Source organism: Flavobacterium sp. M31R6, assembly GCF_013284035.1.
Lineage (GTDB): Bacteria > Bacteroidota > Bacteroidia > Flavobacteriales > Flavobacteriaceae > Flavobacterium.
Map to the genome: position 1 here is coordinate 1347739 of NZ_CP054141.1, position 25434 is coordinate 1373172.

Genomic DNA, 25434 nt, shown 5'->3' on the forward strand with positions numbered 1-25434 from the left:
AAAACTTTGGCTTTCTGAAAAATGCTCTTAAAAATTGTTTATGTAATTAAAGTTTTTTAGTCAATGTCTTTCATGAATTTTTTTAATAAAATTTCCCAGAGCTTCTTTTTTTGAGGATTTTAGAAATGTGATGAAATTTGTTAACCCCGATGCAGAAGAAAGTGTCATCGTACAACGTTAAGAGATAGTCTACAGTTCGAAGTTTTATTTTTTAAAAAGTATTGGGAAGGTTTTTAGAACCCATTATAAAATAAAAAATCCTAATAAAAACAATTGTTTTAATTAGGAACTGGGATGAAGGAAGTAATGGAATTATTGTTTGTACAAGTTGAAATGAATCACGAATTCATCTTTTACTTTTATGAGGCCTCCCATTTTTGTTGGTGGTTCAAGAGCAATGTCTGAAAAATTTACTGCTACAACACCTTCAAGTGATTCTTTTGTGGTTTTTAAAACCATGTTCTGGTATGAAAGGGTTTTGTCAGTTATGCGAAAAGTCAAACTGCATTTGTAATTGGCTCCAAAAGGTTTTATATTGGTAATGGTGACGGTACTTTTGGGAAATTTAGTTGCTTTAACAGTACTTTTTACGTCTTTGTTCATAATTCTGTTTCCACATTCAAAATTGTTCATTGAGATCTCAGACTTTAAACTGTTTTTAGTGTTTGAGTTTAAATAAATGGTGTCTCTGTATGCAAGGGAGTTGGAACAATTGTATCGGCCAACAGTCGAATTTCCTACGATTTCTATTTCCAGTCTTTCAATGATGATAATATTGGAGTCAATTAATAAAGAAATGGGTTTAGCACTTCCAAGTATGAAGAAAAGTGCCAAACCCATAACTATTAATGATAACCTTTGAAACATATTAGAATGAAATTGCTGCTTCAAATACAAGACCGTTGAATTTACCACCATAAAAATTGTTGGCATTTCCAGTAGGCACGTTTCCTACAAATTGTGTATAATTTCTGTAGTTTTGACTTACATAATCTAATTTTGCCACTATGTTTCTAGTCATGAACCAACCAATACTTGATTCAAATCTGTCTACAGTAACTTTTTTGGCATCAGCATTAGATATTTTTCCAGATACTGTATTGTATTTTCCGGCGATATAGAATTGTTCAGTTTTTCCAAATCTGTAAACAATGTCTCCGGCATATTGGTCAGCAGTACGTTTGTTGTCGACCCCTGCTTTATCTCCTCCTGAAGCTAATTCGATAGTTCCAAAGAATTCAAAACCTTTGTATTTTACAAATGGGTTAATCATATAGGAAGTAGCCCAGTTTTTGAAATTAGGGTTGAAAGTTGCTTCCGGAGTGGAAGTTGAATTAAAATTACTAGCAACATCAACACCGTTATTTTTATAAGCGTTATTGTTCAATACACCCCAAAAACCAAATCCTGATCTAGAAGAAGCATATAAGTTTGAATTACCCAAGTTTGCATTATGGTAGTAAGAACCTGTAAGTCTTACTCTCAAATCTTCGTTGAGTTGTTTGTCATAACCAAATTTGGCCAAGATTGTTGGGCTAACAGCTGTATTTGCATCTGGAGTAGCAGGAGAAAGAGTAGGATAAGCCACTTCTTGAGTACTTTGATTTAAATTTCCATTTGTGGCACCTAACATGCTTACCCATCCGTTTCTGTTGTAATATACTTCGATACCCATCTCAGTAGTGAATGCATTCATGATATTATTTCCAACGAATGCATTTCTAAGCGTGCTACCGTTGTCTGAACTTTTAAAGTGAGCATCACCATAGTTGTTCTCCATTTGTCCGATTTTAATGGTTGCGTATTTCATTATATCAGCCAAAAAGTCTTTTTTGATGAAGTCTAGCTTGTCAATTTGTAAATATCCACCTCTTGCATAAGTGTCATTGTGGTGTCTTGAAGCTAAATAAATATCTAAATTTACTCTTACACCATCAAACAATTGAGCTCCAATAGTCATATCGGCAGCAGGAAGAACGAAATTATTTTCAGTATTCATTAATCGATATCCAGTAATTTTTGAAGGTGCAGGAAAATTTGCTGGTTGATCATTGAACGAATTTATTGCTTGGAAATCCATATTGAATGCGCCTCCTAAGTCAACACTTAGTCCTTTGAATTCCTTGTCGTCTTTTTGTACGTCAAAAACGTTAATTCCATCTTTGCTTCTTGAAATTTGATTTTGCATTTGCCCAAATGATACTTGAGCGTTTGCAGCGGCCATTGATAATAGCCCTACTGCTAAGAAATAAATTCTTCTCATGATTATGGTATTTAGTTAAAGTTTAAATTGAATTTTATTGTTAAGTCTTCTCCTGTTTTTATTGCTCCAAACATGGCCGTAGGAGATTTCATGCCAAACTCGGTGAATGTTATTTTATTGGATCCTTGTATGTTTACTACTCCATTTGTTACTGTGGTTTTTACTTGTGTTTTTAGGACTTTAGAAACTCCTGCGATGGTATAGGTACCGGTAAGGTTCCAAGTAGTTTCGTTTACTTTGTCAGCGGATTTTAAAACATATTTAATGTTTTTGAATTTGTCTGTTTTTAAAGTTTCGTAAGCTACCTTATCCATGCTCTTTTTTTCGCTTTTAATGCTTTCAGCAGGAAGAGTAATGTCAATACTATTAATGTCAGTTATTTTTGAATCGGTTACCGTAAGATTGGCTGTTCCTGTTCTTGAAGGTGATTTCATTTCCCAATCATGCAATGTAGAGGTGCCGAATACAGAAAAATTTGTTTTTGCATCTAAATTGTAGGCTTTTTGTGCGTTTACAGTTAAGGTCATTGTAAACAAAACCATTGAGGTGATAATTGTTTTAATTTTTAAATTCATGACTTTTTATTTAAATTGATTGTAATTAAACTTTAGTTAGAGCAGTAAGATTTCGTTCTAATTTTTCATTTAAAATCTTTTTTACTTGCTTAACTGGTACAAATTTAGGACGGAAGTCAAAATGGGAATATGATATAAATCATGTTAAGAAAAATATAAAAACTGTATTTTATTTAACAATATGATTAAATTGTTAACTATATCGTTTTTTGCTGCTATTTTTCGTAAAGTTTATTTAATATAAAAATAGCTAAATGCCTTTGTGTATGGGACTTAAGGGTCTTTTTGTAAGGTTGTTATAAAGGATGATTTTCTCCTTTATATAGTTTTATTTTTATTTGCTTTTTTGAAATTTTGCACCTAAAAAATACTGTATTTCCTCCAATTTATTTGTTAATGCGATGAAAAAATGTGATTTTAACATTTTTAAATAATTCAGAAACTTGTTTTTTAGATGTCTTTAGTAAAGAATGAAATGGATTTGTTTAAATTGAATGAATATTTTTTTTTGATGTAGTTGCAGAAGATAATATTGAGTTTTTAAAAGCTGAAAGTATTCGTTAAAATGAATATTATTTGAGTGTCATTTATTTAAAATTGTACTATCAACAAATTGTCATTAAATTTGCACCATGCAAATTGAGAAAAAAGACATACGGGCACTATCCAAAGACCAACTAAGAGATTTTTTTGTAACCAATGGTGATAAAGCTTTTCGAGGCAATCAAGTCTACGAATGGTTGTGGAGTAAAGGTGCGCATAGCTTTGAGGATATGACTAATGTCGCCAAGAGCACTCGTGCCATGCTGGAAGATAATTTTGTTATCAATCACATCAAAGTGGATACGATGCAACGAAGTGAAGACGGAACTGTTAAAAATGCGGTTAGGTTGCATGATGGATTGGTAGTAGAAAGTGTTTTGATTCCAACGCAAACCAGAACAACTGCTTGTGTGTCGAGTCAAGTGGGGTGTAGTCTGGATTGTAATTTTTGTGCTACTGCAAGATTGAAACGTATGCGTAATCTGGAACCGGCCGAAATTTACGATCAAGTAATTGCGATTGATAGAGAAAGCAGGCTGTATCACAATCATCCACTTTCGAATATTGTTTTTATGGGAATGGGTGAGCCACTTATGAATTATAATAATGTTTTGAAAGCGATTGAAATGATCACTTCTCCAGAAGGACTGGGAATGTCTCCAAAACGTATTATGGTTTCTACTTCAGGGATTCCCAAAATGATTAAGAAATTGGCAGATGATGATGTGAAATTCAAATTGGCGGTTTCATTGCACTCCGCTATTGATGAAATCCGATCCCGTATCATGCCTTTTAGTGAAAATTTCCCTTTGGCAGATCTAAGAGAATCACTTGAATATTGGTATCGAAAAACAAAGTGCAAAGTATCCTATGAATATGTGGTTTGGAAAGGAATTAATGATGATAAAGCTTCGATAGATGCCCTGGTGAAATTCTGTAAATATGTCCCTTGTAAAGTAAACTTGATTGAATACAATCCAATTGATGATGGGGAATTTCAACAAGCTTCCGAAGAATCTATAAATGCCTATATAAAAGCACTTGAGAACACTGGAATTGTGGTAAAAGTAAGAAGAAGCCGTGGAAAGGATATTGATGCAGCTTGTGGGCAATTAGCCAATAAAGAAGCTTAAATATCAAACTAAGAGAAATAAAAAAAGCATTAAAAAGAACAGTTAGGCTCATTTTAATGCTTTTTTTCTTTTAAGAAAGTTGTTGTTTTATTTTTTTAATTCTATAGTAGTAGTCACACCTCCAGTAGTAACAGAGGCTAGATTGTCGCATTCTCCAGTTCCATAATCGACCAATGTTTCAACGCCATTTTTAACTTTTGAAACAGTACCAGAAACAGGGAATGGTTTTTTGCAGGCCATTTCATAACGTAACGGTGTTTTAATAGTACTTGAACTAGTGTCTCCATTTGGCCAGGCTGTGGTTTCACTTCCCGTTACCAAGAAAACATTATCACTCCAATTGCCTTTTGTGTCATAACCTTCGACCATTTCTTTTATTCTATTTCCTGTTCTAGTATAAACAGATCCATCTTCAAAAGTTATAGTCATGTCAACGGTACAAGTGAATACAGGATGCACTGCTGCAAGTAATTCGGTGCTTTTGAGAGTTCTTATAATGGTTTTGCTACCTTGAATTTTGTTGCCGTTGTGATAAAATTGATCAAAGGAATAAGTAATCGTTTGCTCTGGAGTCATGAAATTTCCTGAGAAAGAAAGAGTGATTTTTCCTTTTAATACATTTCCGTTTTCAAGAGTACAGCCTTCAGTTCCAAAATCAATTGTGCCAGTAAATGTTCCGTCTACATATGTCCATGTTGTAACAGCACAGGCTGGCAAAAAACTTTTTACCGTTTCAGATGACTTAGCTGTACCGCTTTGTTTCATAGAAAATTGATCTTCCGCTATATTTGAAACGTCTTCAATGGAAGCGTCAATTTTGTTGTCTACAGCTATCTGGCTGGTTGGAGAAGTTGGATTCGTGTTATCAGAACTATTGTTTGAATTGTCACAACTAATAAATAAGGCTATTGCTATGAACGAAGCAATGAAAAAAATCTTTGTTTTCATAATTAATAGATTTAAGGTTTATTATAAGATGTTTAATTTTCAAAAAAGAAATTCAGTCTAAAGACTTTATTTTCTTTTTGAAAATAATAAAAGAATAATTCCTTTTAAGGGGAATCAATATTTTCAGGATTTTTTTGAGTAATGTTATTTGTGTTCCAGTAATGGAGTTACTATAAAACACTATTTTTTATAAAGTTATAATCATACTTAAAACCGTTTTGCAAGAAACTTATAGCGTAAAAGAATCAATGAATATAATTACTAATATAAAATCACAAAATAATTATTTACACTTAACATATTATGACTAACGTTTTTTTATTTAAAATAGTATATTTGACATCTAAATGAATATTACTACACAAATAAAGCAGCCAATAGTTTACGAAATGGAACTTTTTGAAAAAAAGTTCTATGAATCAATGACCTCCAAAGTGGCACTTTTAAATCGCATTACGTACTATATTGTCAACAGAAAAGGAAAGCAAATGCGACCTATGTTTGTTTTCTTGATGGCCAAAATGGTATCCAAAGGTTCTGTCAACGAGCGAACTTATAGAGGAGCTTGTGTAATTGAATTAATTCATACGGCAACATTGGTTCATGACGATGTGGTGGATGATAGTAATCGTCGCAGAGGTTTTTTCTCCATTAATGCGCTTTGGAAAAATAAAATTGCTGTTTTGGTAGGGGATTATTTGTTGTCCAAAGGATTGTTACTTTCTATCGATCATGGAGACTTTGATTTACTCAAAATTATTTCTGTTGCTGTTCGAGAGATGAGCGAAGGTGAATTACTTCAAATAGAAAAAGCCAGAAGGCTCGATATTACCGAAGCTGTTTATTACGAAATTATCCGAAAAAAGACGGCTACACTTATTGCAGCCTGTTGTGCTCTTGGTGCTAGATCGGTTGTCGAGGATGAGATTCAGGTTGAGAACATGAGAAAGTTTGGAGAACTCATCGGAATGGCTTTCCAAATCAAAGATGATTTATTCGATTATTCTGAAGAAGCTATTGGAAAACCAACAGGAATCGACATCAAAGAGCAAAAAATGACTTTGCCATTAATTCATGTTCTTAATAATTGTACTTCAAAAGAGAAAAGTTGGCTTATCAACTCTATAAAAAACCACAATAAGGATAAAAAAAGAGTCAAAGAAGTGATTGCTTTTGTAAAAGACAATCATGGTTTGACTTATGCCGAAAATAAAATGGTGGAATTTCAGCAAGAAGCACTACAACTGCTGAACGATTATCCAGAATCCGATTATAAAGCAGCACTTATTCTGATGGTGAATTACGTTATCGAAAGAAAGAAATAGTTTTCAATATCAATATCAATTTCAAAAATCAATGGCAATTTCAAAAGTAATTGCTATTGATTTTTACATTGTTATTGTCATTGATTTTTGAAATTGATATTTTTTTTTAAACCCATGCAACCTTTTTGCATTAATTCTCGTCTATACATATAGAACCACTTTTTTAAACCACTTTGAAAGTAATTAATTTACATCAGGAAGAAAATGAAATAATTGCTTTGGCTGTCAAAAACAACCGACAGGCACAACAATGTATTTATTCCAAATATTCGTCAAAAATGTTAAGTGTTTGCCGGCAGTATATAAAAGACTTGCAATTGGCCGAAGATGTAATGATTACTGCTTTCATGAAAGTGTTTGTCAACTTAGGACGATTTGAAAACAAAGGAAGTTTTGAAGGCTGGATTAGGAGAACGATGATTAATGAATGTATTTCATTTATCAGGGTTCAAAAAAAGGTTCATTTTATAGAAGATTCCGTAGGTTTTGAAGAAGTGGATAGTGAAGCCGATATTCAGTTTTCTATAGAAGATATTCAAAGTTTGATAGACAGTTTGCCGGATGGTTATAAAATCATCTTTAATTTATTTGTTATAGAAGGGTATAAGCACAAAGAAATAGCAAGTATGTTGGGAATTAATGAAGGTACTTCCAAATCCCAATTTGCACATGCTCGAAGAATTTTGAAAAATCAAATAAATATTTTGAAAAATAAAGAGAAGTATTCTTGAGTAAAAAATAATAGGATGAAAAAGAGTGTTATAGAAAATCAATTTAAAGAAAAGATTAATGCAAGGGAGATTACCCCCTCAAAAGCTTCTTGGGATAGGTTAGATGCTATGCTTACTGTTGCCGAAAAACCAAAACGCAGCTTTAAGTGGATGTATATTGCTGCCAGTATTCTAGGTTTTTTGCTAATAGGTACTTTGTATTTTAATCAAAATAAAAATGAGACTGTTATTAATAAGGATAAAATTGTAGTTAATGAATCGAAAGTTATTCCTGAAATAAAAACTGTGCCAGAAAAAATAAATTTGCCTAAAAGAGTTGAAGCAACAAAAAATATTGAAAAGCAATTAGCATCAACAGAAACAAAATCGAAAGTTGGTTCTGACAGTGTTTTGTCAAATTCAGGAATTCAAGTTGCAGAAAAAGAAATTGTTCAAGAACAACAAATAGTAATCATCAATCAAGAAGCGGAACAGAAAGTAGTTCCAACAAAACCAAAGTATGTTAATGCTGACGAGCTATTAGCATCGGTAGATAATGCCTCTCCAAGAAAGAGTTCTGCGGTAGCCAAATCGAATGTTAAAGTTAATTCGAACGAATTGCTTACTCAAGTCGATGGTGAACTAGATCTTACTTTTAGAGAAAAAGCAATTAAAACTGTAAATCAAAATTTTAAAGCAGTGAAATTGGCTTTGAGCAATCGAAATTCAGAATAAATCATCAATCACATTTAAAAACAAACAAACATGAGGAATTTTAAAATTTACTTAGTAGTATTCGTATGCCTTTTCGGAAGTAAAATGAGAGCTCAAGAATCATTTGAAGGCAAGGCAAAAGACATCGCTTCGAGGATAGAAACCATTGTAAAAGAAGAAAAAAATGAATTGAAAGTAGAAGTCGAAGCAGTTAATGAACAATTAGCCCAAGGCAAAATCACGAATGAAGAAGCTGATGAAAAAAAGAAAGCTTTGGCCGAAGCGCGTGCGAAAACAATAGAAGAGAAAGTAGCTAAGCTGGAGGAAGAACTACATGTTTTGGTTCAGGATAAAGTGGATGGAAAAATAAAAGTCGTAGATACTTCCAAAACGATTACGATTCATTTTAGTAAAGATTATTTCTCTCACCACGATAAGTGTAGTAATGGAGAAAAAAGAACTACTTCCCAGTTTGTATTTGCTCTTGGGGCAAATAATTTGGTTACAGACAGGCAAGTTGCCAATTCGGATTTTAAATATTGGAAATCTCACTTTTATGAATGGGGATTGACCTACAATACAAGAATTCTAAAAGAAGATAATCTATTGCATTTTAAGTACGGAATGTCTTTGATGTATAATAATCTGCGCGCAACTGATGATCGTTACTTTGTGAAAAACGGTGCGCAAACCGATTTGGTAACCAGTTCAGTGCATTTAGATGAATCCAGATTTAGAAATGTGTATATCATGGTGCCTTTGCATCTGGAATTTGATTTTACTAAGAAAGAAATACGGGATGATGCTAATTATTTTAGAACCCATAAAAGCATGCGAGTTGGTTTGGGGGGATATGCTGGATTTAGGGTGAAATCCAAACAAATTCTTTGTTATGATGATGCTGTTGGGAATGATGTGGAGCAAAAAACGGAAGGCAATTATAATGTAAATGATTTCAATTATGGTCTTAGCACATACGTAGGTTATAAAGCAACCAGTATATATTTAAAATATGATTTGCAGCCTTTATTTGAAAACAATGCTGTTGATCAAAATAATATTTCGTTAGGACTTCGTTTCGATTTTAATTAAAAAAGTTATAGTTAGTTTTTTAAGAACCCTTTCTGAGTTTCAAACTCTGAAAGGGTTAATATTTTCAAAAACTTAGTAACTTAGCGACTTAGTAACTTAGCAACTTAAAAATAAATTGATATCACAAGCAACGATAGATACTGTTTTTGAAACCGCTCGAGTAGAGGAGGTTATTGGAGATTTTGTACAGTTAAAAAGAGCGGGAAGTAATTTCAAAGGGCTGAGTCCGTTTTCGGATGAGCGTTCCCCTTCCTTTATGGTTTCGCCAGCAAAAGGAATTTGGAAAGATTTTAGCTCTGGCAAAGGTGGGAACTCCGTTGCTTTCCTAATGGAACACTCGCATTTTACGTATCCGGAAGCCATTCGGTATTTAGCTAAAAAATACAATATTGAGATTGAAGAGACGGAACAATCAGAAGAAGAAAAATTAAATACTGATGTTCGCGAAAGTATGTATTTGGTTTCTGAATTTGCCAAGACCTATTTTCATACTACACTTTTAAATTCTGAAGAAGGAAAGGCTATTGGACTCTCATATTTTAAAGAACGTGGTTTTACCAATGAGACCATCAAGAAATTTGCCTTGGGATATTCTCCTGAAACTTGGGATGCTTTTACAAAAGAAGCTCTAGGAAAAGGCTATAAAATGGAATTTTTGGAAAGTACAGGATTGACCATTGCTAGGGAAGATCGCCCTTTTGACCGATTCAAAGGCAGGGTGATGTTTCCTATTCAGAGTATGTCTGGAAGGGTGCTTGGTTTCGGAGGTCGGATTTTGACCAATGACAAGAAAGCTGCCAAATATTTAAACTCGCCAGAGAGTGATCTTTACCATAAAAGTAAAGTACTGTATGGTATTTTTCAAGCCAAACAATCAATAGCAAAACTTAATAATTGTTTTTTGGTTGAAGGCTACACTGATGTTATTCAGTTTAATCAAGCGGGAATTGAAAATGTTGTTGCTTCCTCGGGAACTGCGCTTACTCCAGATCAAATTCGATTAATTAATAGACTTACTAAAAATATTACTGTTCTGTTTGATGGTGATGCTGCGGGACTTCGCGCTTCTGTTCGCGGAATCGATTTGATTCTTGAGGAAGGAATGAACGTAAAAGTTTGTGCATTTCCTGATGGAGAAGATCCTGATAGTTTTGCCAGAAAAACGTCCTATGAAGATTTAGTTGCCTATTTAGAAAATAATGCCAAGGATTTTATTCAGTTCAAAGCATCCCTTTTGATGAATGATGCCAAAAATGATCCCGTTAAGAAAGCCGATTTGATTCGGGATATGGTTGCCAGTATTTCAAAAATTCCGGATAGAATCCAGCGCGAGATTTACATTCAGGAATGTTCCAGAATAATGGATATTTCCGAGCAGGTTTTGACAAGCACTTTGGCACAATTGGTTCAAAAGGATGTTACCGAAGTAGGGAAAAAAGCAAAACAGGAACAAAAAGCTTTTGAAATTGTAAAAAATGAAAATCCTGTTCAAGCTGCAAAAGTGGATGTATTGTATCGTTTGGAGCGCAAAATAATTGAGATTCTTTTGTTGTATGGTAACAAAACAGAAGAATTTGAAGATGTTTACCTCAGAACAAATGAATCGGGTGAAATCGAAAATGTAACCGAAAAGAAAGAGTATAAAGTTTATCAAAGGATTTATCTTAGTTTGCAGGAAGATGAGGTGGAACTTGCCAATCCTTTATTCCGTGATATTTTCAATGACTTAATCCAATATTTTCTGCAGAATGAAAATTTAGAATTTGAAAAATATTTAATGCATTTAAATTCCGATTTTGCTCAAGAAGTGACCGATATATTAATGGAAGATGAGCGTTTGGTATTGCACAATTGGGAAGGACAGAACATTATTCCTAAAACCAAAAACGAGACTATTAGTCAATATGTATCCGAAACTATTTTGACGATGCGTTGGTACTTGGTAGACAAAATTATAGAGGAATTAAAAAACTCTGTATCAAATGAACCAGGTTCAGATAATACAGAGTCTATGTCTATGGCAATGGACTACTACAAACTAATTAATTCCTTTTCGAAAAAACTAGGAAGAGTCATGTCGCGATACAGTTAAACGATTTCTAAAGTTTTAGCTTTATTTACTAAATCTACTAGATTCGTAACATTTAATTTAGTTAACAATCGTAATTTATAAGTACTGATTGTTTTTTCGTTGAGCGATAAAATCTCAGCGATTTCGTGGTTTTTCTTACCGTCGCTTAAATAACGCAATACTTCAACTTCACGATTGGAAAGTTTTCTGTACAAACGCTCGCTTTTACTTTGTTTTGCAATCAAAGCAATGTTTTTCATGACAGCTTCATTCATGATGATTTTGCCTTGATTTACTTTGATGATCGATTGACCTAAAGTTTCCAGTTTTTCAGTTTTGTGAACAAATCCAGAAACTCCTGCTTTAATAGCATTTGGAGCGTAAATCTGTTCTGAAAGACCGCTGTAAAAAATAATTTTTGTTTTTGGAAAATTTTTCAAAACCGATTTGATTTCGAAAATACTTGATAGGCCTTCAAGTTCTAGGTCCAATACAAGCACATCTATTTCTTTGGTAAGAAGGATGTCTTTTACCATTGCAAAATTGCCAACGTTAGCAACGATGGAAATGTCCGAATGGTCTTTGAAGTACGATTTTATTCCAAAATGTACTACAGGATAGTTATCTGCTAAACAAACTTTAATCATGGTATTTAGTTTTAGGATTGTTTTTGAAGATATAAAATTAAAAAAATATTTTCATATAAGTCTAATTTTTCGGACAAATTATTTTTTTTTAACAGTTTATTGTACAAACTGGTATCGGATTCATTTTGTGTTGATTGTTTTGATTGAGTTTTTTATAAATTTTTAAAACTTCTTTTTCACGTTCAGAAAAAGTGTTTGTGGTTATTTCTGACTCAGTTAGAAGCATTGCCCATTCCAATTCATCATAACTCGCTCCTATTTGGTCTTCATCTGTTCGTTCGTCTCCAAATAATCCATCGGTAGGAGCTGCATTTAAAATTGAATTCGGGATTTTTAGATAAGCACCTAGTTCATAGACTTCGGATTTCATTAAATCAGCAATCGGACTCAAATCGACTCCACCATCACCATATTTGGTAAAGAACCCAACACCAAAATCTTCTACTTTGTTTCCAGTTCCAGCGACCAATAATCCGTGAATACCTGCAAAATAATATAAAGTCGTCATTCTTAGTCGGGAACGGGTATTGGCAAGCGACAAATGAAGTTTGTGTTCATCACTTGTTTCTGGAACCTGCTTTTTGAAATCTTCAAAAACCGAAGTCAAGTCCGCTTCAATACTGCTTACATTTGAATATTGTTTTTTTAATTGTTCAATATGTTCGCGTCCACGAGTAACATGGCTATGCGCCTGATGAATTGGCATTTCAACACACAATACTTTTAAACCTGTTTGGGCACAGAGTGTTGAGGTTACTGCTGAATCTACTCCGCCGGATATTCCAATTACAAATCCATTAACTTTTGAATTTTCAGCATAGCTTTTTAGCCATTCTACGATATGAGTGTTTACTTTTTCGATTTGGAGGGTTCTTTTTTTAGTCATAATAGTTTAAGTTTTAAAAAGCAGGGATGTATATTTGCAAAAAAAATATGTGTATTGTTTTTCGGAATTCCTTTTGAAACAAATTTAAATAAAATTATACAATTAGATAGAGGATGTTTGGTTTAGGTTGAAAAATCCTATGAAGATTTATGAATTATTCTTTAAACCAGTCGAGAAACTGATAAATAAATAAAATAACATGAAATTATTTCTCTTAACGATAGTTTGCAGTTTACTTTTGTTGTCTTGTGACCAAAAAAGTAAAGTTGAAAAAGCTATTGAAGAAACAACAGTGGATAAAATTAAAGTGGAACGTTTTGATAAGCAGTTCTTTGAAACTTCTCCAAACGATCTTGCAAAATTAAAAAAGCAATATCCTTATTTTTTCTCACCAGCTATTAATGATAGCGTTTGGATAAATAAAATGACGGCTCCAATTTGGAGAGAAGTATACACGGAAGTAGAGAAAAAGTATGCCTCAACTGATGGAATACAAAATGAGGTGGAAACTTTGGTTCAGCATATGAAATATTATTTTCCTAAGACTAAAACGCCTAAACTGATTACGCTAATTTCGGATATGGATTATGCGAATAAAGCAATTTATGCAGATTCGTTGATTATAATTTCATTAGAATTGTATTTGGGAAAAGAGCATAAGTTTTATACTTTTCCGAAATATCTGAAGCAAAATTTTGAAGAAAGACAAATGATGCCAGATGTAGTGAAGAGTTTTTCATTAGGAAAAATTGCTCCTCCAACGGATAAAAATTTGTTGTCTCAAATGATTTATTTTGGAAAGCAACTCTATTTAAAGGATCTTTTGCTTCCGGAATACAGCGATGCCGAAAAAATGGGATACACTCCAGAGCAAATTGTTTGGTGCCAAGAAAATGAAAGTTATATATGGCGCTATTTTATTGAAAGAGAAATGCTTTTTAGTGATGAACAAAAATTGACCTCTCGTTTTATTGATCCAGCTCCTTTTTCAAAATTTTATTTAGAAATAGATAATGATTCTCCAGGGCAAGTAGGTTCTTGGATAGGTTGGCAAATTGTTAGGTCTTTTATGATAAATAATGATGTTACGGTAGATCAGTTATTAAAAACGGATGCCAAAGAAATTTTCGAAAAATCAAAATACAAACCCAAGAAATAATGTCAAATAAAAATACCTCAGAAATTAAATTTTTAGTCGAATTGGATGAAAACCGCGTTCCGGAAAAGCTTTTTTGGACTGCAAAGGATGGAGGAGTGGAGCTATCAGAATCAAAAGCAATCATGCTTAATGTTTGGGATAGCAAAGCCAAGGAAAGCATGCGCATCGATTTGTGGACTAAAGAAATGCCTGTTGATGAAATGAAAATTTTCTTTCATCAAACATTAGTGGCTATGGCGGATACTTTCAAAAGAGCCACAAATGATGAGAAAATGTCAGATACAATGTTGGACTTCTGTGATTATTTTGCAGAGAAACTAGAATTAAAAAAATAGTTCATTGTAGACAAGTCAGAAAAAATCCCAAAACTGAATTTTTAATTTCAGATTTGGGATTTATTTTTTCTAAGTACAAAGGTTTTAAAACTCCGAATTATTTTTGAATACTTCTTGATTTACTTCGTCTATATATCCTAATAATTCTTCTTTACCTGTTGATTCTGTTGCCGAAGTGACAAAGTATTTTGGCATTTCAGCCCAGTTATTGGCAAACATTTGTTTTTTGTAAGCTGCAATATGGGAATCTATTTTGACTTTACTGATTTTATCGGCCTTAGTGAAAATAATGCAAAATGGAATTTCACTTTCTCCCATGTACGACATGAATTCAATATCGATTGTCTGTGCTTCATGACGGATGTCAATTAAAACAAAAGCACAAACTAACTGCTCTCTTGTCTCGAAATAATCGGTGATGAATTCTTGAAATATGGATTTTGTTTTTTTGGAAACTTTGGCATAACCATAACCAGGTAAATCTACAAGAAACCAATTGTTATTAATCAGAAAGTGATTGATTAGTTGTGTTTTTCCGGGTCTTCCAGATGTTTTGGCCAATTTTTTTTGATTGGTCAACATATTGATTAATGATGACTTTCCTACATTGGAACGACCAATAAAAGCATATTCCGGCAAAAAGTCCTTTGGACATTTGCTTACATCTGAGTTACTTATTACGAATTCGGCAGTATTAATTTTCATGATTTTGAGTGTAAAATTCTCCTTTTCGATTAGTGTTCTCTAAGATGAGTGTGGGTAAGCCAGTCTTCAAGATGCTTGTTAAATTCTTCTGGTTGTTCCATCATGGCTGCATGACCACATTTGTCAATCCAGTACAAAGTGGAATTAGGTAATAACCTGTGGAATTCATCCGCTACATCGGGAGGGGTAACTTGATCGTTTTTTCCCCAAATAATACAGGTTTGCACATGCATTTTTGGTAAATCTTTGGCCATATTATGACGAATGGCACTTTTGGCAATAGTCAAGGTCTTGATTAATTTTATACGATCATTTACTGTGGCATATACTTCGTCAATGAGTTCTGGTGTTGCAATTTTTGGGTCGTAAAATACATCTTCGGCTTTTTTCTTAATGTATTCGTAGTCGCCTCTTTTTGGATAACTGTCTCCCATGGCGCTTTCGTATAGTCCAGAACTTCCGGTAATTACCAGTCCTGATACTTTTTCAGGAAACATTTTAGTATGATATAATGCAATATGTCCTCCAAGTGAATTCCCTAAAAGAATGACTCTGTCTAATTTTTTGTAAGTAATGAAGTTTTTTACATAGACAGCAAAACTCTTCACGTTTGTTTTTAATATGTTTTGAGTGTAAATAGGTAAATCGGGGATGATGATTCTGTACCCTTTGTTAGAAAAGTAACTAGCCACAGCGTCAAAATTGCTAAGTCCCCCCATTAAACCATGTAAGATGACAATCGGAATTCCTTCTCCTGCTTCGTAATATCCGTATTTGCCTTCTTTTTTATAGTATTTTTCCATGTTTTAAATGACAATTTTCAATTTTTCACAAATATAGGGTTTATAAAATTAAAAAGAATTTTAGTGGCTATTTTTTAACCTTTTATTGTCTCTCCTGAAAAGAAAGGTTTTGACTGGGTATTTCGTTAGTTTTTTAACTAATAATTGATGGATTTTTTAGGCTTTTAAGAGTGTGTTTTGATAATCAAAAATGCAGGCTTTTAAACAAAACACAATCTTTCTTACAAATAATCGGTGTATTGGCTAACGTTCTGATTGTCTATAAACTAAGCGTTTTCGAGTAAAAGTGGTTAAACTTATTAACAAAGTGGTATATAGTGGTAAATTGTGGTAAAATTTTATATATTTTTGCTTTATACAATTAACACTATTCACTTGGACACAATTATAGGAACATATGAGTGTAAAGTCGATGCAAAAGGACGGGTTTTATTACCTTCCCCCTTAAAAAAGCAATTGGCTTCCTCGCTTCAAAACGGTTTTGTTTTGAAGCGTTCTGTATTTCAGCCCTGTTTGGAATTGTATCCTATGGAAGAGTGGGACTTGATGATGAAAAAAATCAACAAACTTAATCGTTTCGTAAAAAAAAACAATGACTTTATCCGTCGTTTTACGGCTGGTGTAAAAGTGGTAGAAATTGATGCATTGGGTAGGTTGTTGGTTCCTAAAGATTTAGTGGTTTTTGCCAGTATTGATAAAGATGTGGTTTTTTCTTCTGCAGTTAATATTGTAGAAATTTGGGATAAGGATTTGTATGAGAAATCAATAGACGGTGCAGATGTTGATTTTGCGGATTTAGCCGAGGAAGTAATGGGTAATTTAAATGACGACGACAATGGAATATCATAATCCAGTATTGCTACATGCTTCGGTAGATGGCTTGAATATAAACCCAGACGGAGTTTATGTGGATGTAACTTTTGGAGGAGGTGGTCATTCAAAGGAAATATTGAGTAGGCTGGGGCCAAATGGTAAATTGTTTGCCTTTGACCAAGATGAAGATGCTTTAGCAAATGCTTTGCCTGATGAAAGATTTACGCTTATTAACGAAAATTTTAGATTTATAAAAAGGTTTTTGCGTTTTTATGGTATAAAAGAAGTCGATGGTATTTTGGGAGATTTGGGAGTTTCTTCTCATCAGTTTGATGTGCCTGAAAGAGGTTTTTCGACTCGATTTGATGCCGGACTGGATATGAGAATGAGTCAAAAAAATGATTTGAATGCCTATCGAGTAGTAAATGAATATGATGATGCCAACTTGAGAAGAGTGTTTTTGGATTATGGAGAGTTGAAAAATGCACCAGCTTTGGCCAGAACAATTATAGAAGCTAGAGAGCATCAATTAATCAAAACTACAGATGAATTGAAAGAAGTCTTGGCGAAATATTTGCCTGAAAGAGTTCGAAATAAAATATTGGCTCAAATCTATCAGGCGATTCGTATTGAGGTAAATCAAGAAATGGATGTTTTGAAAGAGTTTTTGGAACAATCCCTTGAAATTTTGAAACCAGGAGGAAGATTGAGTGTGATTTCTTATCATTCATTAGAAGATAGATTGGTAAAAAGATTCATAAAAAATGGAATGTTCGAAGGAGAGCCTGAGCGCGATTTTTATGGAAATTTTTCGGTTCCTTTTAAAACTATCGGAAAATTAATTGTTCCTGATAACGAAGAAATCAAAATAAACAATAGAGCCAGAAGTGCTAAGTTGAGAATTGCTGAGAAAAAGTAATAAAATGAAAGGTGGAATTTATAACATATTAAAAGCACAGTTTCTTATAGATGATAACGCAGTCAAAAATTGGCGCTTTATTGTCTTTGTGATTTTACTTGCTATAATAATGATTGCCAATACACAGCGTTACGAACAAAAAGTATTTAAGATTGTTGAATTGACCAATAAAGTAAAAGAGTTGCGTTCTGAATTTGTAGACAGACGTTCTGAGTTGATGAAACTCAAAATGGAATCTACGGTTTCGGCTAAGATGGAAGAAAAACAAATTTTCCCATCAACCGTTCCTCCAGTTAAAATAGAAGTTGAAGAACCTAAAGAGAAAAATTTCTTAGAAAGAATATGGCAGTAGAAGATAAATATATATCCTATAGAACCTACTTGGTTGCCGTTTTCATCTTTTTGATGGCAATTGCTATTGCTGTTAAGTTAACTAATATTCAATGGGTTGATGGAGATCATTACCGAGAATTAGCTAAAGAAAGAACAGTTAGAAATTTTGTTATTCCTGCAAATAAAGGTAATATCTATTCAGCTGATGGAAGCCTTTTGGCAACCTCAATTCCTAATTATGCAATTCGTTTTGATGCTGTTGCACCAAAAACAGAAGTTTTTGAGAAAAATGTAAAATTGCTGTCTGATTCATTGGGAATGTTACTTAAAAAATCCAGCAGTACAATTCAAAGTGAATTAAGAAGAGCGAGAGCGCATAAAAACAGATATTTTTTGGTGGCTCAAAAGTTGAGTTATACTGAATATATGAAAATAAAAGGCTTTCCGTTATTTAATTTGGGAGCTTATAAGGGCGGAATTATAATTGAGCAAAAAACAGTTAGAGAACATCCAATTGGCCACATAGCTGAGCGTACTATTGGTTATGAAAGAAAAATGCCTGAAGGATATTCAGACGGAAAAGGGATCGAGTGGGCGTATAGTAAATACCTAAACGGAAAAGACGGAAAGATATTAAAACAAAAAATTGCTAAAGGGCAATGGAAACCTATCCGTGATGTAAATGAAGTAGAACCACAAGATGGATATGATGTTATCTCAACGATAGATGTTTATATTCAGGATATTGCACATCATGCTTTGTTGAAACAATTGGAAGAATACGAAGCAGATCATGGTTGCGTAGTTGTTATGGAAACCAAGACAGGTCATATCAAAGCCATTTCAAATTTAGGAAGAGCAACCGATGGTAGTTATTATGAAACTACTAATTATGCTTACGCTGAATCCCATGAGCCAGGGTCTACTTTTAAATTAGTTGATTTGATGTCGATTTTAGAAGATAAAGTTGCGGATACAAGTACTGTATATGATAGTCACGGTGGAGTTGTTATTTACTCAGGAAGGAAAGTAAGAGACTCTCATGAAGGAGGTTATGGTAAAATATCTTTGGCTAGAGGATTTGAAGTTTCTTCGAATACAGTAATGGTTCAAGCCGTTTATAATAATTACAAAAACAATCCTACGAAGTTTGTGAATCATATTAATTCCTATGGTTTAAATAAGAGACTAGGATTGGCTTTTAAGGGTGAAGGAAGGCCAGTTATTCCGCAACCGACAGATAAAAATTGGTCTAACATTTCACTTCCGTGGATGGCTTTCGGATATGGAGTTTCGGTTACACCTTTGCAAACTTTAACCTTTTATAATGCTGTTGCTAATAATGGAGTAATGGTAAAACCACAATTAGTTTCTGAAATCAAAGCTTGGAATAAGACCATAAAAAAATACGATACAGAAGTTATGAATCCAAGGATTTGTTCTCCTGAAACGTTAAAAAAAGTAAGAGCAGTTTTGGTTAATGTGGTAAAAAAAGGAACAGGGTCAAAATTGTATTCCAAAGATTTTTCTATGGCAGGTAAAACGGGGACAGCGCAAGCAAATTATGCGGCAAATGGAGGAAAAGATAAACATTATGTTTCTTCTTTTGTAGGCTATTTTCCAGCTGATAGTCCTAAGTATTCCTGTATTGTAGTGGTTCATAAACCTAATACTTCTGGTAATGATTATTATGGTGCCGATGTTGCTGGGCCAGTTTTTAAGAGAATAGCCCAAAAAATATTTACAGATACGCCTTCTACGAATGTGATTAAGAAATTAGATAATCCTAATCCAAAACAAGAGAGCAGTTATAATGCCTATTATGTAAAAATGCAGAAAAAGCAAAATTCTGTTCCAAATGTGAAAGGAATGTCAGGAATGGATGCAGTTGCGTTATTGGAGAATTTGGGCTTAAAGGTTAAAGCTATTGGAATTGGGAAAGTAAAAAAACAATCCATTCAAGCGGGACAAAGTATTGTAAAAAATTCATCAATTCTATTGGAATTATCATGAGTATACTAAAAGACATATTATATAAAGTAGCGATAGAATCTGTAACGGGTTCTACCGAAATTGCTATCAACCAATTGAATTTTGATTCTAGAAAAGTAGAAAAAAATGACGTTTTTATTGCGATTCGAGGGACTATTTCAGATGGGCATGATTTTATTGAAAAAGCAATTGGACTTGGTGCTACAGCGGTTATTTGTGATACGCTTCCGGCTAGTCTGCAAAATGGAGTGACTTATGTGTGTGTGAAAGACACCAATGCCGCCTTGGCTTTTATGGCTGCCAATTATTTTGGTAATCCATCGCAAAAGCTAAAATTGGTTGGTATTACAGGAACGAATGGTAAAACAACTATTGCTTCTCTGTTATATCAAATGTTTAAAAAAGCAGATTTTAAAGTAGGTTTGCTTTCTACTGTGAAGATTTTAGTTGATGATGTAGAATATAAAGCAACCCATACTACTCCAGATTCTATAACTATAAATTCTTTCCTCAAGGAAATGGTGGATGCTGGTGTTGAATATTGTTTTATGGAGGTAAGCTCGCATGGTATTCACCAAAAGCGAACTGAGGCTTTGCATTTTAGAGGAGGAATATTTACTAATTTATCCCATGATCATTTAGATTATCATCCGACGTTTGCGGAATATAGAGATGTAAAAAAATCTTTTTTCGATCATTTACCAAGTGATGCTTTTGCGCTTACCAATATCGACGATAAAAATGGGCAAGTAATGCTTCAAAATACTGCTGCCAAAAAACTTACTTATGCTCTAAAAACTTATGCCGATTATAAAGCACAAATTCTGGAAAATCAATTGTCTGGTTTGTTGTTGAAAATAAATGGTAATGAAGTTTGGGTGAAATTAATTGGAACTTTTAATGCTTATAACCTGTTGGCAATATATGGGACGGCTGTAGAATTAGGGCTGGACAGTTTGGAAGTACTGCGATTGATGTCAGAATTGGAAAGTGTTTCTGGACGATTCCAATATATTGTTTCCAATACAAACATAACGGCTATAGTAGATTATGCTCATACACCAGATGCACTCGAAAATGTTTTGAATACCATTAACGATGTGCGAACCAATAATGAACAATTAATAACAGTTGTGGGTTGTGGAGGTAACAGAGATACTGCAAAACGTCCTGTTATGGCCAATATCGCCACAGAATTAAGTGATAAAGTAATTTTGACTTCGGATAATCCTAGAAACGAAGAGCCGGAAGCCATTATTCAAGAAATGGAAAAAGGGATTCAATCTCAAAATTTCAAAAAAGTTTTGTCGATTACGGATAGGCTGCAAGCGATTAAAACAGCTTGTCAATTGGCACAGCCAAATGATATTATATTGATTGCTGGTAAAGGGCATGAAACCTATCAGGAAATCAAAGGGGTACGTCATGATTTTGATGACATGAAAAATGTAAAAGAGATTTTAGATCAACTGTTAAAATAAAACAATATGCTATACTACTTATTTCAATATTTAGACAAAGTAATGGATGTTCCTGGTACAGGGGTTTTTCAATACATCACCTTTAGATCGTCCTTGGCATTGATGTTATCATTGTTATTGTCTACCATTTATGGAAAACGCATAATTGGTTTTTTAAGTAGACAGCAAGTGGGGGAAACAGTTCGTGAATTGGGGTTGGCTGGACAAAATGAAAAAGCGGGTACACCAACAATGGGGGGTATCATTATCATATTTGCGACTTTGGTTCCTGTGATACTTTTTGCTAAACTGCATAATATCTATATTGTTTTATTGATAGTTACCACCTTATGGATGGGAACTATTGGTTTTATTGACGATTATATTAAGATTTTTAAGAAAGACAAACAAGGTCTTAAAGGTATATTTAAAGTATTTGGTCAAGTTGGACTAGGAGTAATTGTTGGGTCAGTTCTGTATTTCAGCCCTGCCGTTACCGTTAGAACCGATACAGGTAAGGTTGATATTTTTAAACAAACTACAGAAACTGTTGTTAAACCAGCTTCAATGGAGGAAAAATCAACTGCTACTACAATTCCTTTCTTCAAAAATAATGAATTTGATTATGCCGAATTATTAGCTTGGACAGGCGAAGGGTATGAAAAATGGGCTTGGTTGGTTTTTATTCCAATCGTCATTTTTATAATCACAGCAGTTTCAAACGGGGCCAATTTAACTGACGGTATTGACGGTCTGGCTGCAGGAACTTCTGCGGTTTCGGTTTTTGCATTAGCGATTTTCACATTTGTTTCGGGTAATATTATTTTCTCAAACTATCTAAACATAATGTACATACCCAATTCGGGTGAGATGACTGTTTTTATAGCTTCATTTCTCGGTGCTTTGATTGGTTTTCTTTGGTACAACTCCTACCCAGCATCTGTTTTTATGGGAGATACAGGAAGTTTAACTATCGGAGGAATTATTGCGGTACTAGCAATTGCTGTTCGAAAAGAAATGCTAATTCCTTTATTGTGTGGAATCTTTTTGGTTGAAAACTTCTCTGTTGTTTTGCAAGTAAGCTATTTTAAATATACTAAAAAACGCTTTGGAGAAGGGCGAAGGATTTTTCTAATGTCACCACTGCATCATCATTATCAAAAGAAGGGATATCATGAAAGTAAGATAGTGACGCGGTTTTGGGTAGTAGCTATCATGCTGGCCATTTTATCAATTGTTACACTGAAACTGAGATAGTATGAGGCTAGTGATTTTAGGGGGAGGAGAAAGTGGTGTTGGTACTGCTATTCTCGGTAAGAAAAAAGGTTATGATGTTTTTGTTTCCGATTTTGGAAAGATAAAAGACAGTTATAAAGAGGTGTTAATTATAAACGGCATCGCTTGGGAAGAAGAAAAACATACTGAGGGTTTAGTTTTGAATGCCGATTTGGTTATGAAAAGCCCCGGTATTCCTGATAAATCACCAATTGTGAAGCAATTAAAAAGTAAAGGTATTGCGGTAATCTCCGAGATTGAATTTGCCGCTCCTTTTACCAAAGCTTTTACGGTCGGAATAACAGGTAGTAACGGGAAAACAACTACCACAATGCTTACTCATCATTTGTTGAAAACGGCAGGATTGAATGTTGGGTTAGCCGGAAATGTAGGTAAAAGTTTTGCATGGCAGGTCGCAGATAATGATTATGATTTTTATGTAATTGAGTTGAGCAGTTTTCAGTTAGATGGAATTGTGGATTACAGACCAGACATTGCTATAATAACGAATATTAGTCCTGATCATTTAGATCGATATGAGTACAAATATCAAAATTACATAGAGTCTAAGTTTCGTATCACGATGAATCAAACGGAGGAAGATTTCCTTATTTACGATGCAAATGATGAAGCCATTTTAGAATGGTTGAGTAAAAATAAAGTTAAAGCCAAATTAATTCCTTTTTCGTTAACCGACGAATTTACTGAAGGAGCTTATATAAAAAATAACAAAATGGAAGTAAAGATCAACCAAGAAGAGTTTACAATGGACACAGAATACATTGCATTAGAAGGAAAACATAATTTAAAGAATGCTATGGCAGCCACTTCTGTTGCAAAAATTTTGCAAATAAGAAAAGAAACGATTCGTGAGAGTTTATCTAATTTTCAAGGTGTTGAACATCGTTTGGAAAAAGTTTTGAAGATTCAGAATGTTCAATATATCAATGATTCAAAAGCTACTAATGTAAATTCAGTATTCTTCGCTTTAGACAGTATGAACACACCTACTGTTTGGATAGTGGGAGGAGTTGATAAAGGAAATGATTACCATGAATTAATGTCGTTAGTTCGTGAAAAAGTAAAAGCAATTGTTTGTTTAGGAGTTGATAATAAAAAAATTATTGATGCCTTCGGGAATGTGGTTGATATAATGGTTGAAGTAACTAGTATGAGTGAAGCTGTTCGTATGGCCCAACGTTTATCTGAAAAAGGAGATACAGTGTTATTGTCTCCAGCATGTGCCAGTTTTGATTTGTTTGAAAGCTATGAAGACAGAGGAAAGCAATTTAAACAAGCGGTAAAGAATTTATAAAAAAAGAGTTTAAAAGTTTAAAGTTTAAGGTTGATGTCACTCAACTTTAAACTTTAAACAAAATAAACCTTCAAACAAAGATTATCATGAAAGAACTAATTAACAAGCTAAAAGGAGATAAAGGCATTTGGTCATTCGTGGCCTTGTTGGGCCTGTTTTCCTTTATGCCAGTTTTTAGTGCAAGTAGTAATTTGGCTTATTTAGGGCATGGTACTGGGAATACTTTGGGTTATTTGGTGAAGCATTTTGCCCATATCTGTATTGGTTTTTTAATTATTTATTGGGTTCATAAAATTCCTTATCATTATTTCAGAGCCATTTCAAAAGCGGGATTGCCTGTAGTTTGGATTTTATTGGCTTATACTTTGGTTAAAGGAACTGTGATTGCAGGTGCCAATGCCAGTCGATGGATTCAGATTCCATTCATCGGGTTGTCGTTTCAAACTTCTACACTGGCGGCAATTATGTTGTTTATTTTTGTTGCTCGTTATTTATCTAAAACCAGAGAGACGCCTATTACTTTCAAGTCCTCTTTATGGGAGCTATGGACTCCGGTTTTTATAACTTTGATGTTTATTCTGCCGGCAAATTTTTCGACCACGGCTTTAATTTTTGCAATGGTAGTTATGCTTGCTTTTATAGGTAGATATCCTTTGAAGTACATATTTTTTATCATAGGTTCTGGAGTTGTGATTTTGTTTTTGTTTTTTTTAATGTCAAAAGCTTTTCCTGAATCTAAATTTTTCAGTAGGGTAGGGACTTGGCAAAGTCGTATTGAGAATTTTACAAGTAATAAAGCAGACGAGGATGATTATCAAATAGAAAAGGCTAAAATTGCTATTGCTTCAGGTCAATTATATGGTTTAGGACCAGGGAAAAGTGTTCAGAAAAATTTCTTGCCACAGTCCTCTTCCGATTTTATTTATGCCATTATTGTTGAAGAATATGGACTTGTTGGAGGTTTGGGGGTTCTAATATTGTACCTTCTTTTGTTATTCCGATTTGTAGTTGCCTCACATAAGGCGAATACGCTCTTTGGAAAATTAGTGGTAATAGGTTTAGGCTTTCCAATGATTTTTCAGGCCATGATTAATATGGCAGTTGCGGTGGAATTATTGCCAGTTACAGGACAAACATTGCCTTTGATAAGTAGTGGAGGTAGTTCGATTTGGATGACCTGTTTCGGACTCGGAATTATTTTGAGCGTGACCAAGAAAGAAGAGGAAATTGCACAGGAAAAATTAGAAAAAGAAAAAAGAGAAGAAATACTTCAAAAACTTATAGATAGAGAATTGGAAGCAGATCTTGAGGAAGCAGATTTTAAAAATGTAAATGACAATTTTGACACAAGCGGTTATTCTATTACGGATAATTCAACAAACCCAATGGATGCGGTGTTGAAATAATTGGGTTTATTA

The 25434-nt window shown here is 33.7% G+C and carries 24 protein-coding genes; 16 read left to right on the forward strand and 8 right to left on the reverse strand.

Translation table 11 applies throughout. The annotated features are described in order from the left end of the window. Nucleotides 1-312: 312 nt before the first annotated feature. Genes HQN62_RS05445 through HQN62_RS05455 form a run of 3 tightly spaced genes read right to left on the reverse strand, consistent with a single transcriptional unit; the run spans nt 313 to nt 2838 of the window. Nucleotides 313-840 carry a YceI family protein gene (locus HQN62_RS05445; protein ID WP_254454516.1) on the reverse strand — a complete coding sequence of 176 codons (528 nt, stop codon included), beginning with the start codon at nt 838-840 and terminating at the stop codon, nt 313-315. A 28-nt stretch (nt 841-868) separates the two neighbouring features. Next, on the reverse strand, nt 869-2263 hold the full coding sequence (locus tag HQN62_RS05450) for a hypothetical protein (RefSeq protein WP_116796078.1): 1395 nt from the start codon (nt 2261-2263) through the stop codon (nt 869-871). Between the two features lie 11 nt (nt 2264-2274). Further along, nucleotides 2275-2838, reverse strand: a complete 564-nt coding sequence (locus HQN62_RS05455; RefSeq protein WP_173503604.1) for a YceI family protein — start codon at nt 2836-2838, stop codon at nt 2275-2277. A 632-nt stretch (nt 2839-3470) separates the two neighbouring features. Here HQN62_RS05455 and rlmN point away from each other — a divergent pair. After that, a complete protein-coding gene (gene rlmN, locus HQN62_RS05460) occupies nt 3471-4514 on the forward strand; it encodes a dual-specificity RNA methyltransferase RlmN (protein WP_077376932.1) in 1044 nt (347 codons plus the stop codon). A gap of 87 nt (nt 4515-4601) precedes the next feature. Here the strand turns inward: rlmN and HQN62_RS05465 are convergent, their stop codons facing one another. Continuing rightward, complete coding sequence (locus HQN62_RS05465) at nt 4602-5462, reverse strand: hypothetical protein (RefSeq protein ID WP_173503605.1); 861 nt, start codon at nt 5460-5462, stop codon at nt 4602-4604. 347 nt (nt 5463-5809) lie between these two features. Between HQN62_RS05465 and HQN62_RS05470 the strand changes: the two genes are divergently transcribed. The 5 genes from HQN62_RS05470 (at nt 5810) to dnaG (ending at nt 11395) form a co-directional block, all read left to right on the forward strand. Further along, the gene (locus HQN62_RS05470; RefSeq protein ID WP_173503606.1) at nt 5810-6787 is read left to right on the forward strand and encodes a polyprenyl synthetase family protein; all 978 of its coding nucleotides are present in this window, start codon (nt 5810-5812) and stop codon (nt 6785-6787) included. Nucleotides 6788-6960: 173 nt separating this feature from the next. Continuing rightward, nucleotides 6961-7518 carry an RNA polymerase sigma factor gene (locus tag HQN62_RS05475; protein ID WP_173503607.1) on the forward strand — a complete coding sequence of 186 codons (558 nt, stop codon included), beginning with the start codon at nt 6961-6963 and terminating at the stop codon, nt 7516-7518. A gap of 15 nt (nt 7519-7533) precedes the next feature. Next, nucleotides 7534-8232 (forward strand): hypothetical protein, encoded by a 699-nt coding sequence (locus HQN62_RS05480; RefSeq protein ID WP_173503608.1) that lies wholly within the window; start codon nt 7534-7536, stop codon nt 8230-8232. Between the two features lie 30 nt (nt 8233-8262). Continuing rightward, on the forward strand, nt 8263-9303 hold the full coding sequence (locus HQN62_RS05485) for a coiled-coil domain-containing protein (RefSeq protein WP_173503609.1): 1041 nt from the start codon (nt 8263-8265) through the stop codon (nt 9301-9303). Nucleotides 9304-9418: 115 nt separating this feature from the next. Further along, nucleotides 9419-11395 (forward strand): DNA primase, encoded by a 1977-nt coding sequence (gene dnaG / locus HQN62_RS05490; RefSeq protein WP_173503610.1) that lies wholly within the window; start codon nt 9419-9421, stop codon nt 11393-11395. Here dnaG and HQN62_RS05495 read toward each other — a convergent pair. Beyond that, the gene (locus HQN62_RS05495) at nt 11392-12021 is read right to left on the reverse strand and encodes a response regulator transcription factor (RefSeq protein WP_077373388.1); all 630 of its coding nucleotides are present in this window, start codon (nt 12019-12021) and stop codon (nt 11392-11394) included. The two genes, dnaG and HQN62_RS05495, sit on opposite strands and share 4 nt — an antisense overlap. Nucleotides 12022-12109: 88 nt before the next feature. Beyond that, entirely contained in the window at nt 12110-12907 is a 798-nt protein-coding gene (gene nadE / locus HQN62_RS05500; protein WP_173503611.1) for an NAD(+) synthase, read from the reverse strand. A 199-nt stretch (nt 12908-13106) separates the two neighbouring features. Between nadE and gldB the strand changes: the two genes are divergently transcribed. Continuing rightward, complete coding sequence (gene gldB / locus HQN62_RS05505) at nt 13107-14066, forward strand: gliding motility lipoprotein GldB (protein ID WP_173503612.1); 960 nt, start codon at nt 13107-13109, stop codon at nt 14064-14066. Further along, the gene (gene gldC, locus HQN62_RS05510; RefSeq protein ID WP_111409904.1) at nt 14066-14401 is read left to right on the forward strand and encodes a gliding motility protein GldC; all 336 of its coding nucleotides are present in this window, start codon (nt 14066-14068) and stop codon (nt 14399-14401) included. Before gldB ends, gldC begins: the two co-directional genes overlap by 1 nt. Before the next feature lie 84 nt (nt 14402-14485). On the opposite strand, the gene yihA is transcribed toward gldC, so the two are convergent. Then, on the reverse strand, nt 14486-15106 hold the full coding sequence (gene yihA, locus HQN62_RS05515) for a ribosome biogenesis GTP-binding protein YihA/YsxC (RefSeq protein ID WP_173503613.1): 621 nt from the start codon (nt 15104-15106) through the stop codon (nt 14486-14488). Nucleotides 15107-15135: 29 nt separating this feature from the next. After that, nucleotides 15136-15909, reverse strand: coding sequence for an alpha/beta fold hydrolase (locus HQN62_RS05520; RefSeq protein ID WP_077373371.1), 774 nt, complete (start codon nt 15907-15909; stop codon nt 15136-15138). A 375-nt stretch (nt 15910-16284) separates the two neighbouring features. Here HQN62_RS05520 and HQN62_RS05525 point away from each other — a divergent pair, with 375 nt between their 5' ends. The 8 genes from HQN62_RS05525 (at nt 16285) to HQN62_RS05560 (ending at nt 25422) form a co-directional block, all read left to right on the forward strand. Continuing rightward, nucleotides 16285-16758 (forward strand): division/cell wall cluster transcriptional repressor MraZ, encoded by a 474-nt coding sequence (locus tag HQN62_RS05525; protein ID WP_116796066.1) that lies wholly within the window; start codon nt 16285-16287, stop codon nt 16756-16758. Next, nucleotides 16733-17641: a 16S rRNA (cytosine(1402)-N(4))-methyltransferase RsmH gene (rsmH, locus tag HQN62_RS05530; protein ID WP_173503614.1), complete on the forward strand. Its 909-nt coding sequence runs from the start codon at nt 16733-16735 to the stop codon at nt 17639-17641. The genes HQN62_RS05525 and rsmH overlap by 26 nt, the downstream gene beginning before the upstream one ends. 4 nt (nt 17642-17645) lie before the next feature. After that, the gene (locus tag HQN62_RS05535) at nt 17646-17993 is read left to right on the forward strand and encodes an FtsL-like putative cell division protein (protein ID WP_116796064.1); all 348 of its coding nucleotides are present in this window, start codon (nt 17646-17648) and stop codon (nt 17991-17993) included. After that, nucleotides 17984-19987: a penicillin-binding protein gene (locus tag HQN62_RS05540; protein ID WP_116796063.1), complete on the forward strand. Its 2004-nt coding sequence runs from the start codon at nt 17984-17986 to the stop codon at nt 19985-19987. The genes HQN62_RS05535 and HQN62_RS05540 overlap by 10 nt, the downstream gene beginning before the upstream one ends. After that, complete coding sequence (locus HQN62_RS05545) at nt 19984-21447, forward strand: UDP-N-acetylmuramoyl-L-alanyl-D-glutamate--2,6-diaminopimelate ligase (RefSeq protein WP_173503615.1); 1464 nt, start codon at nt 19984-19986, stop codon at nt 21445-21447. The genes HQN62_RS05540 and HQN62_RS05545 overlap by 4 nt, the downstream gene beginning before the upstream one ends. 6 nt (nt 21448-21453) lie before the next feature. Continuing rightward, the gene (mraY, locus tag HQN62_RS05550; RefSeq protein WP_116796061.1) at nt 21454-22683 is read left to right on the forward strand and encodes a phospho-N-acetylmuramoyl-pentapeptide-transferase; all 1230 of its coding nucleotides are present in this window, start codon (nt 21454-21456) and stop codon (nt 22681-22683) included. Between the two features lies 1 nt (nt 22684). After that, the gene (murD, locus tag HQN62_RS05555; RefSeq protein WP_116796060.1) at nt 22685-24016 is read left to right on the forward strand and encodes a UDP-N-acetylmuramoyl-L-alanine--D-glutamate ligase; all 1332 of its coding nucleotides are present in this window, start codon (nt 22685-22687) and stop codon (nt 24014-24016) included. Nucleotides 24017-24102: 86 nt separating this feature from the next. Next, nucleotides 24103-25422 (forward strand): FtsW/RodA/SpoVE family cell cycle protein, encoded by a 1320-nt coding sequence (locus HQN62_RS05560; RefSeq protein ID WP_116796059.1) that lies wholly within the window; start codon nt 24103-24105, stop codon nt 25420-25422. Nucleotides 25423-25434: the final 12 nt, after the last annotated feature.

Excerpts from the sequence above, each read along its gene's own strand:
- HQN62_RS05455 (WP_173503604.1), bottom strand. The coding sequence starts at position 2,838 with ATGAATTTAAAAATTAAAACAATTATCACCTCAATGGTTTTGTTTACA.
- HQN62_RS05540 (WP_116796063.1), top strand. The coding sequence starts at position 17,984 with ATGGCAGTAGAAGATAAATATATATCCTATAGAACCTACTTGGTTGCC.
- HQN62_RS05485 (WP_173503609.1), top strand. The coding sequence starts at position 8,263 with ATGAGGAATTTTAAAATTTACTTAGTAGTATTCGTATGCCTTTTCGGA.
- HQN62_RS05545 (WP_173503615.1), top strand. The coding sequence starts at position 19,984 with ATGAGTATACTAAAAGACATATTATATAAAGTAGCGATAGAATCTGTA.
- HQN62_RS05480 (WP_173503608.1), top strand. The coding sequence starts at position 7,534 with ATGAAAAAGAGTGTTATAGAAAATCAATTTAAAGAAAAGATTAATGCA.
- HQN62_RS05450 (WP_116796078.1), bottom strand. The coding sequence starts at position 2,263 with ATGAGAAGAATTTATTTCTTAGCAGTAGGGCTATTATCAATGGCCGCT.
- rsmH (WP_173503614.1), top strand. The coding sequence starts at position 16,733 with ATGACGACGACAATGGAATATCATAATCCAGTATTGCTACATGCTTCG.
- HQN62_RS05445 (WP_254454516.1), bottom strand. The coding sequence starts at position 840 with ATGGGTTTGGCACTTTTCTTCATACTTGGAAGTGCTAAACCCATTTCT.
- gldB (WP_173503612.1), top strand. The coding sequence starts at position 13,107 with ATGAAATTATTTCTCTTAACGATAGTTTGCAGTTTACTTTTGTTGTCT.
- HQN62_RS05560 (WP_116796059.1), top strand. The coding sequence starts at position 24,103 with ATGAAAGAACTAATTAACAAGCTAAAAGGAGATAAAGGCATTTGGTCA.
- nadE (WP_173503611.1), bottom strand. The coding sequence starts at position 12,907 with ATGACTAAAAAAAGAACCCTCCAAATCGAAAAAGTAAACACTCATATC.
- yihA (WP_173503613.1), bottom strand. The coding sequence starts at position 15,106 with ATGAAAATTAATACTGCCGAATTCGTAATAAGTAACTCAGATGTAAGC.
- HQN62_RS05520 (WP_077373371.1), bottom strand. The coding sequence starts at position 15,909 with ATGGAAAAATACTATAAAAAAGAAGGCAAATACGGATATTACGAAGCA.
- HQN62_RS05535 (WP_116796064.1), top strand. The coding sequence starts at position 17,646 with ATGAAAGGTGGAATTTATAACATATTAAAAGCACAGTTTCTTATAGAT.
- rlmN (WP_077376932.1), top strand. The coding sequence starts at position 3,471 with ATGCAAATTGAGAAAAAAGACATACGGGCACTATCCAAAGACCAACTA.
- HQN62_RS05465 (WP_173503605.1), bottom strand. The coding sequence starts at position 5,462 with ATGAAAACAAAGATTTTTTTCATTGCTTCGTTCATAGCAATAGCCTTA.
- gldC (WP_111409904.1), top strand. The coding sequence starts at position 14,066 with ATGTCAAATAAAAATACCTCAGAAATTAAATTTTTAGTCGAATTGGAT.
- HQN62_RS05470 (WP_173503606.1), top strand. The coding sequence starts at position 5,810 with ATGAATATTACTACACAAATAAAGCAGCCAATAGTTTACGAAATGGAA.
- mraY (WP_116796061.1), top strand. The coding sequence starts at position 21,454 with ATGCTATACTACTTATTTCAATATTTAGACAAAGTAATGGATGTTCCT.
- murD (WP_116796060.1), top strand. The coding sequence starts at position 22,685 with ATGAGGCTAGTGATTTTAGGGGGAGGAGAAAGTGGTGTTGGTACTGCT.
- HQN62_RS05495 (WP_077373388.1), bottom strand. The coding sequence starts at position 12,021 with ATGATTAAAGTTTGTTTAGCAGATAACTATCCTGTAGTACATTTTGGA.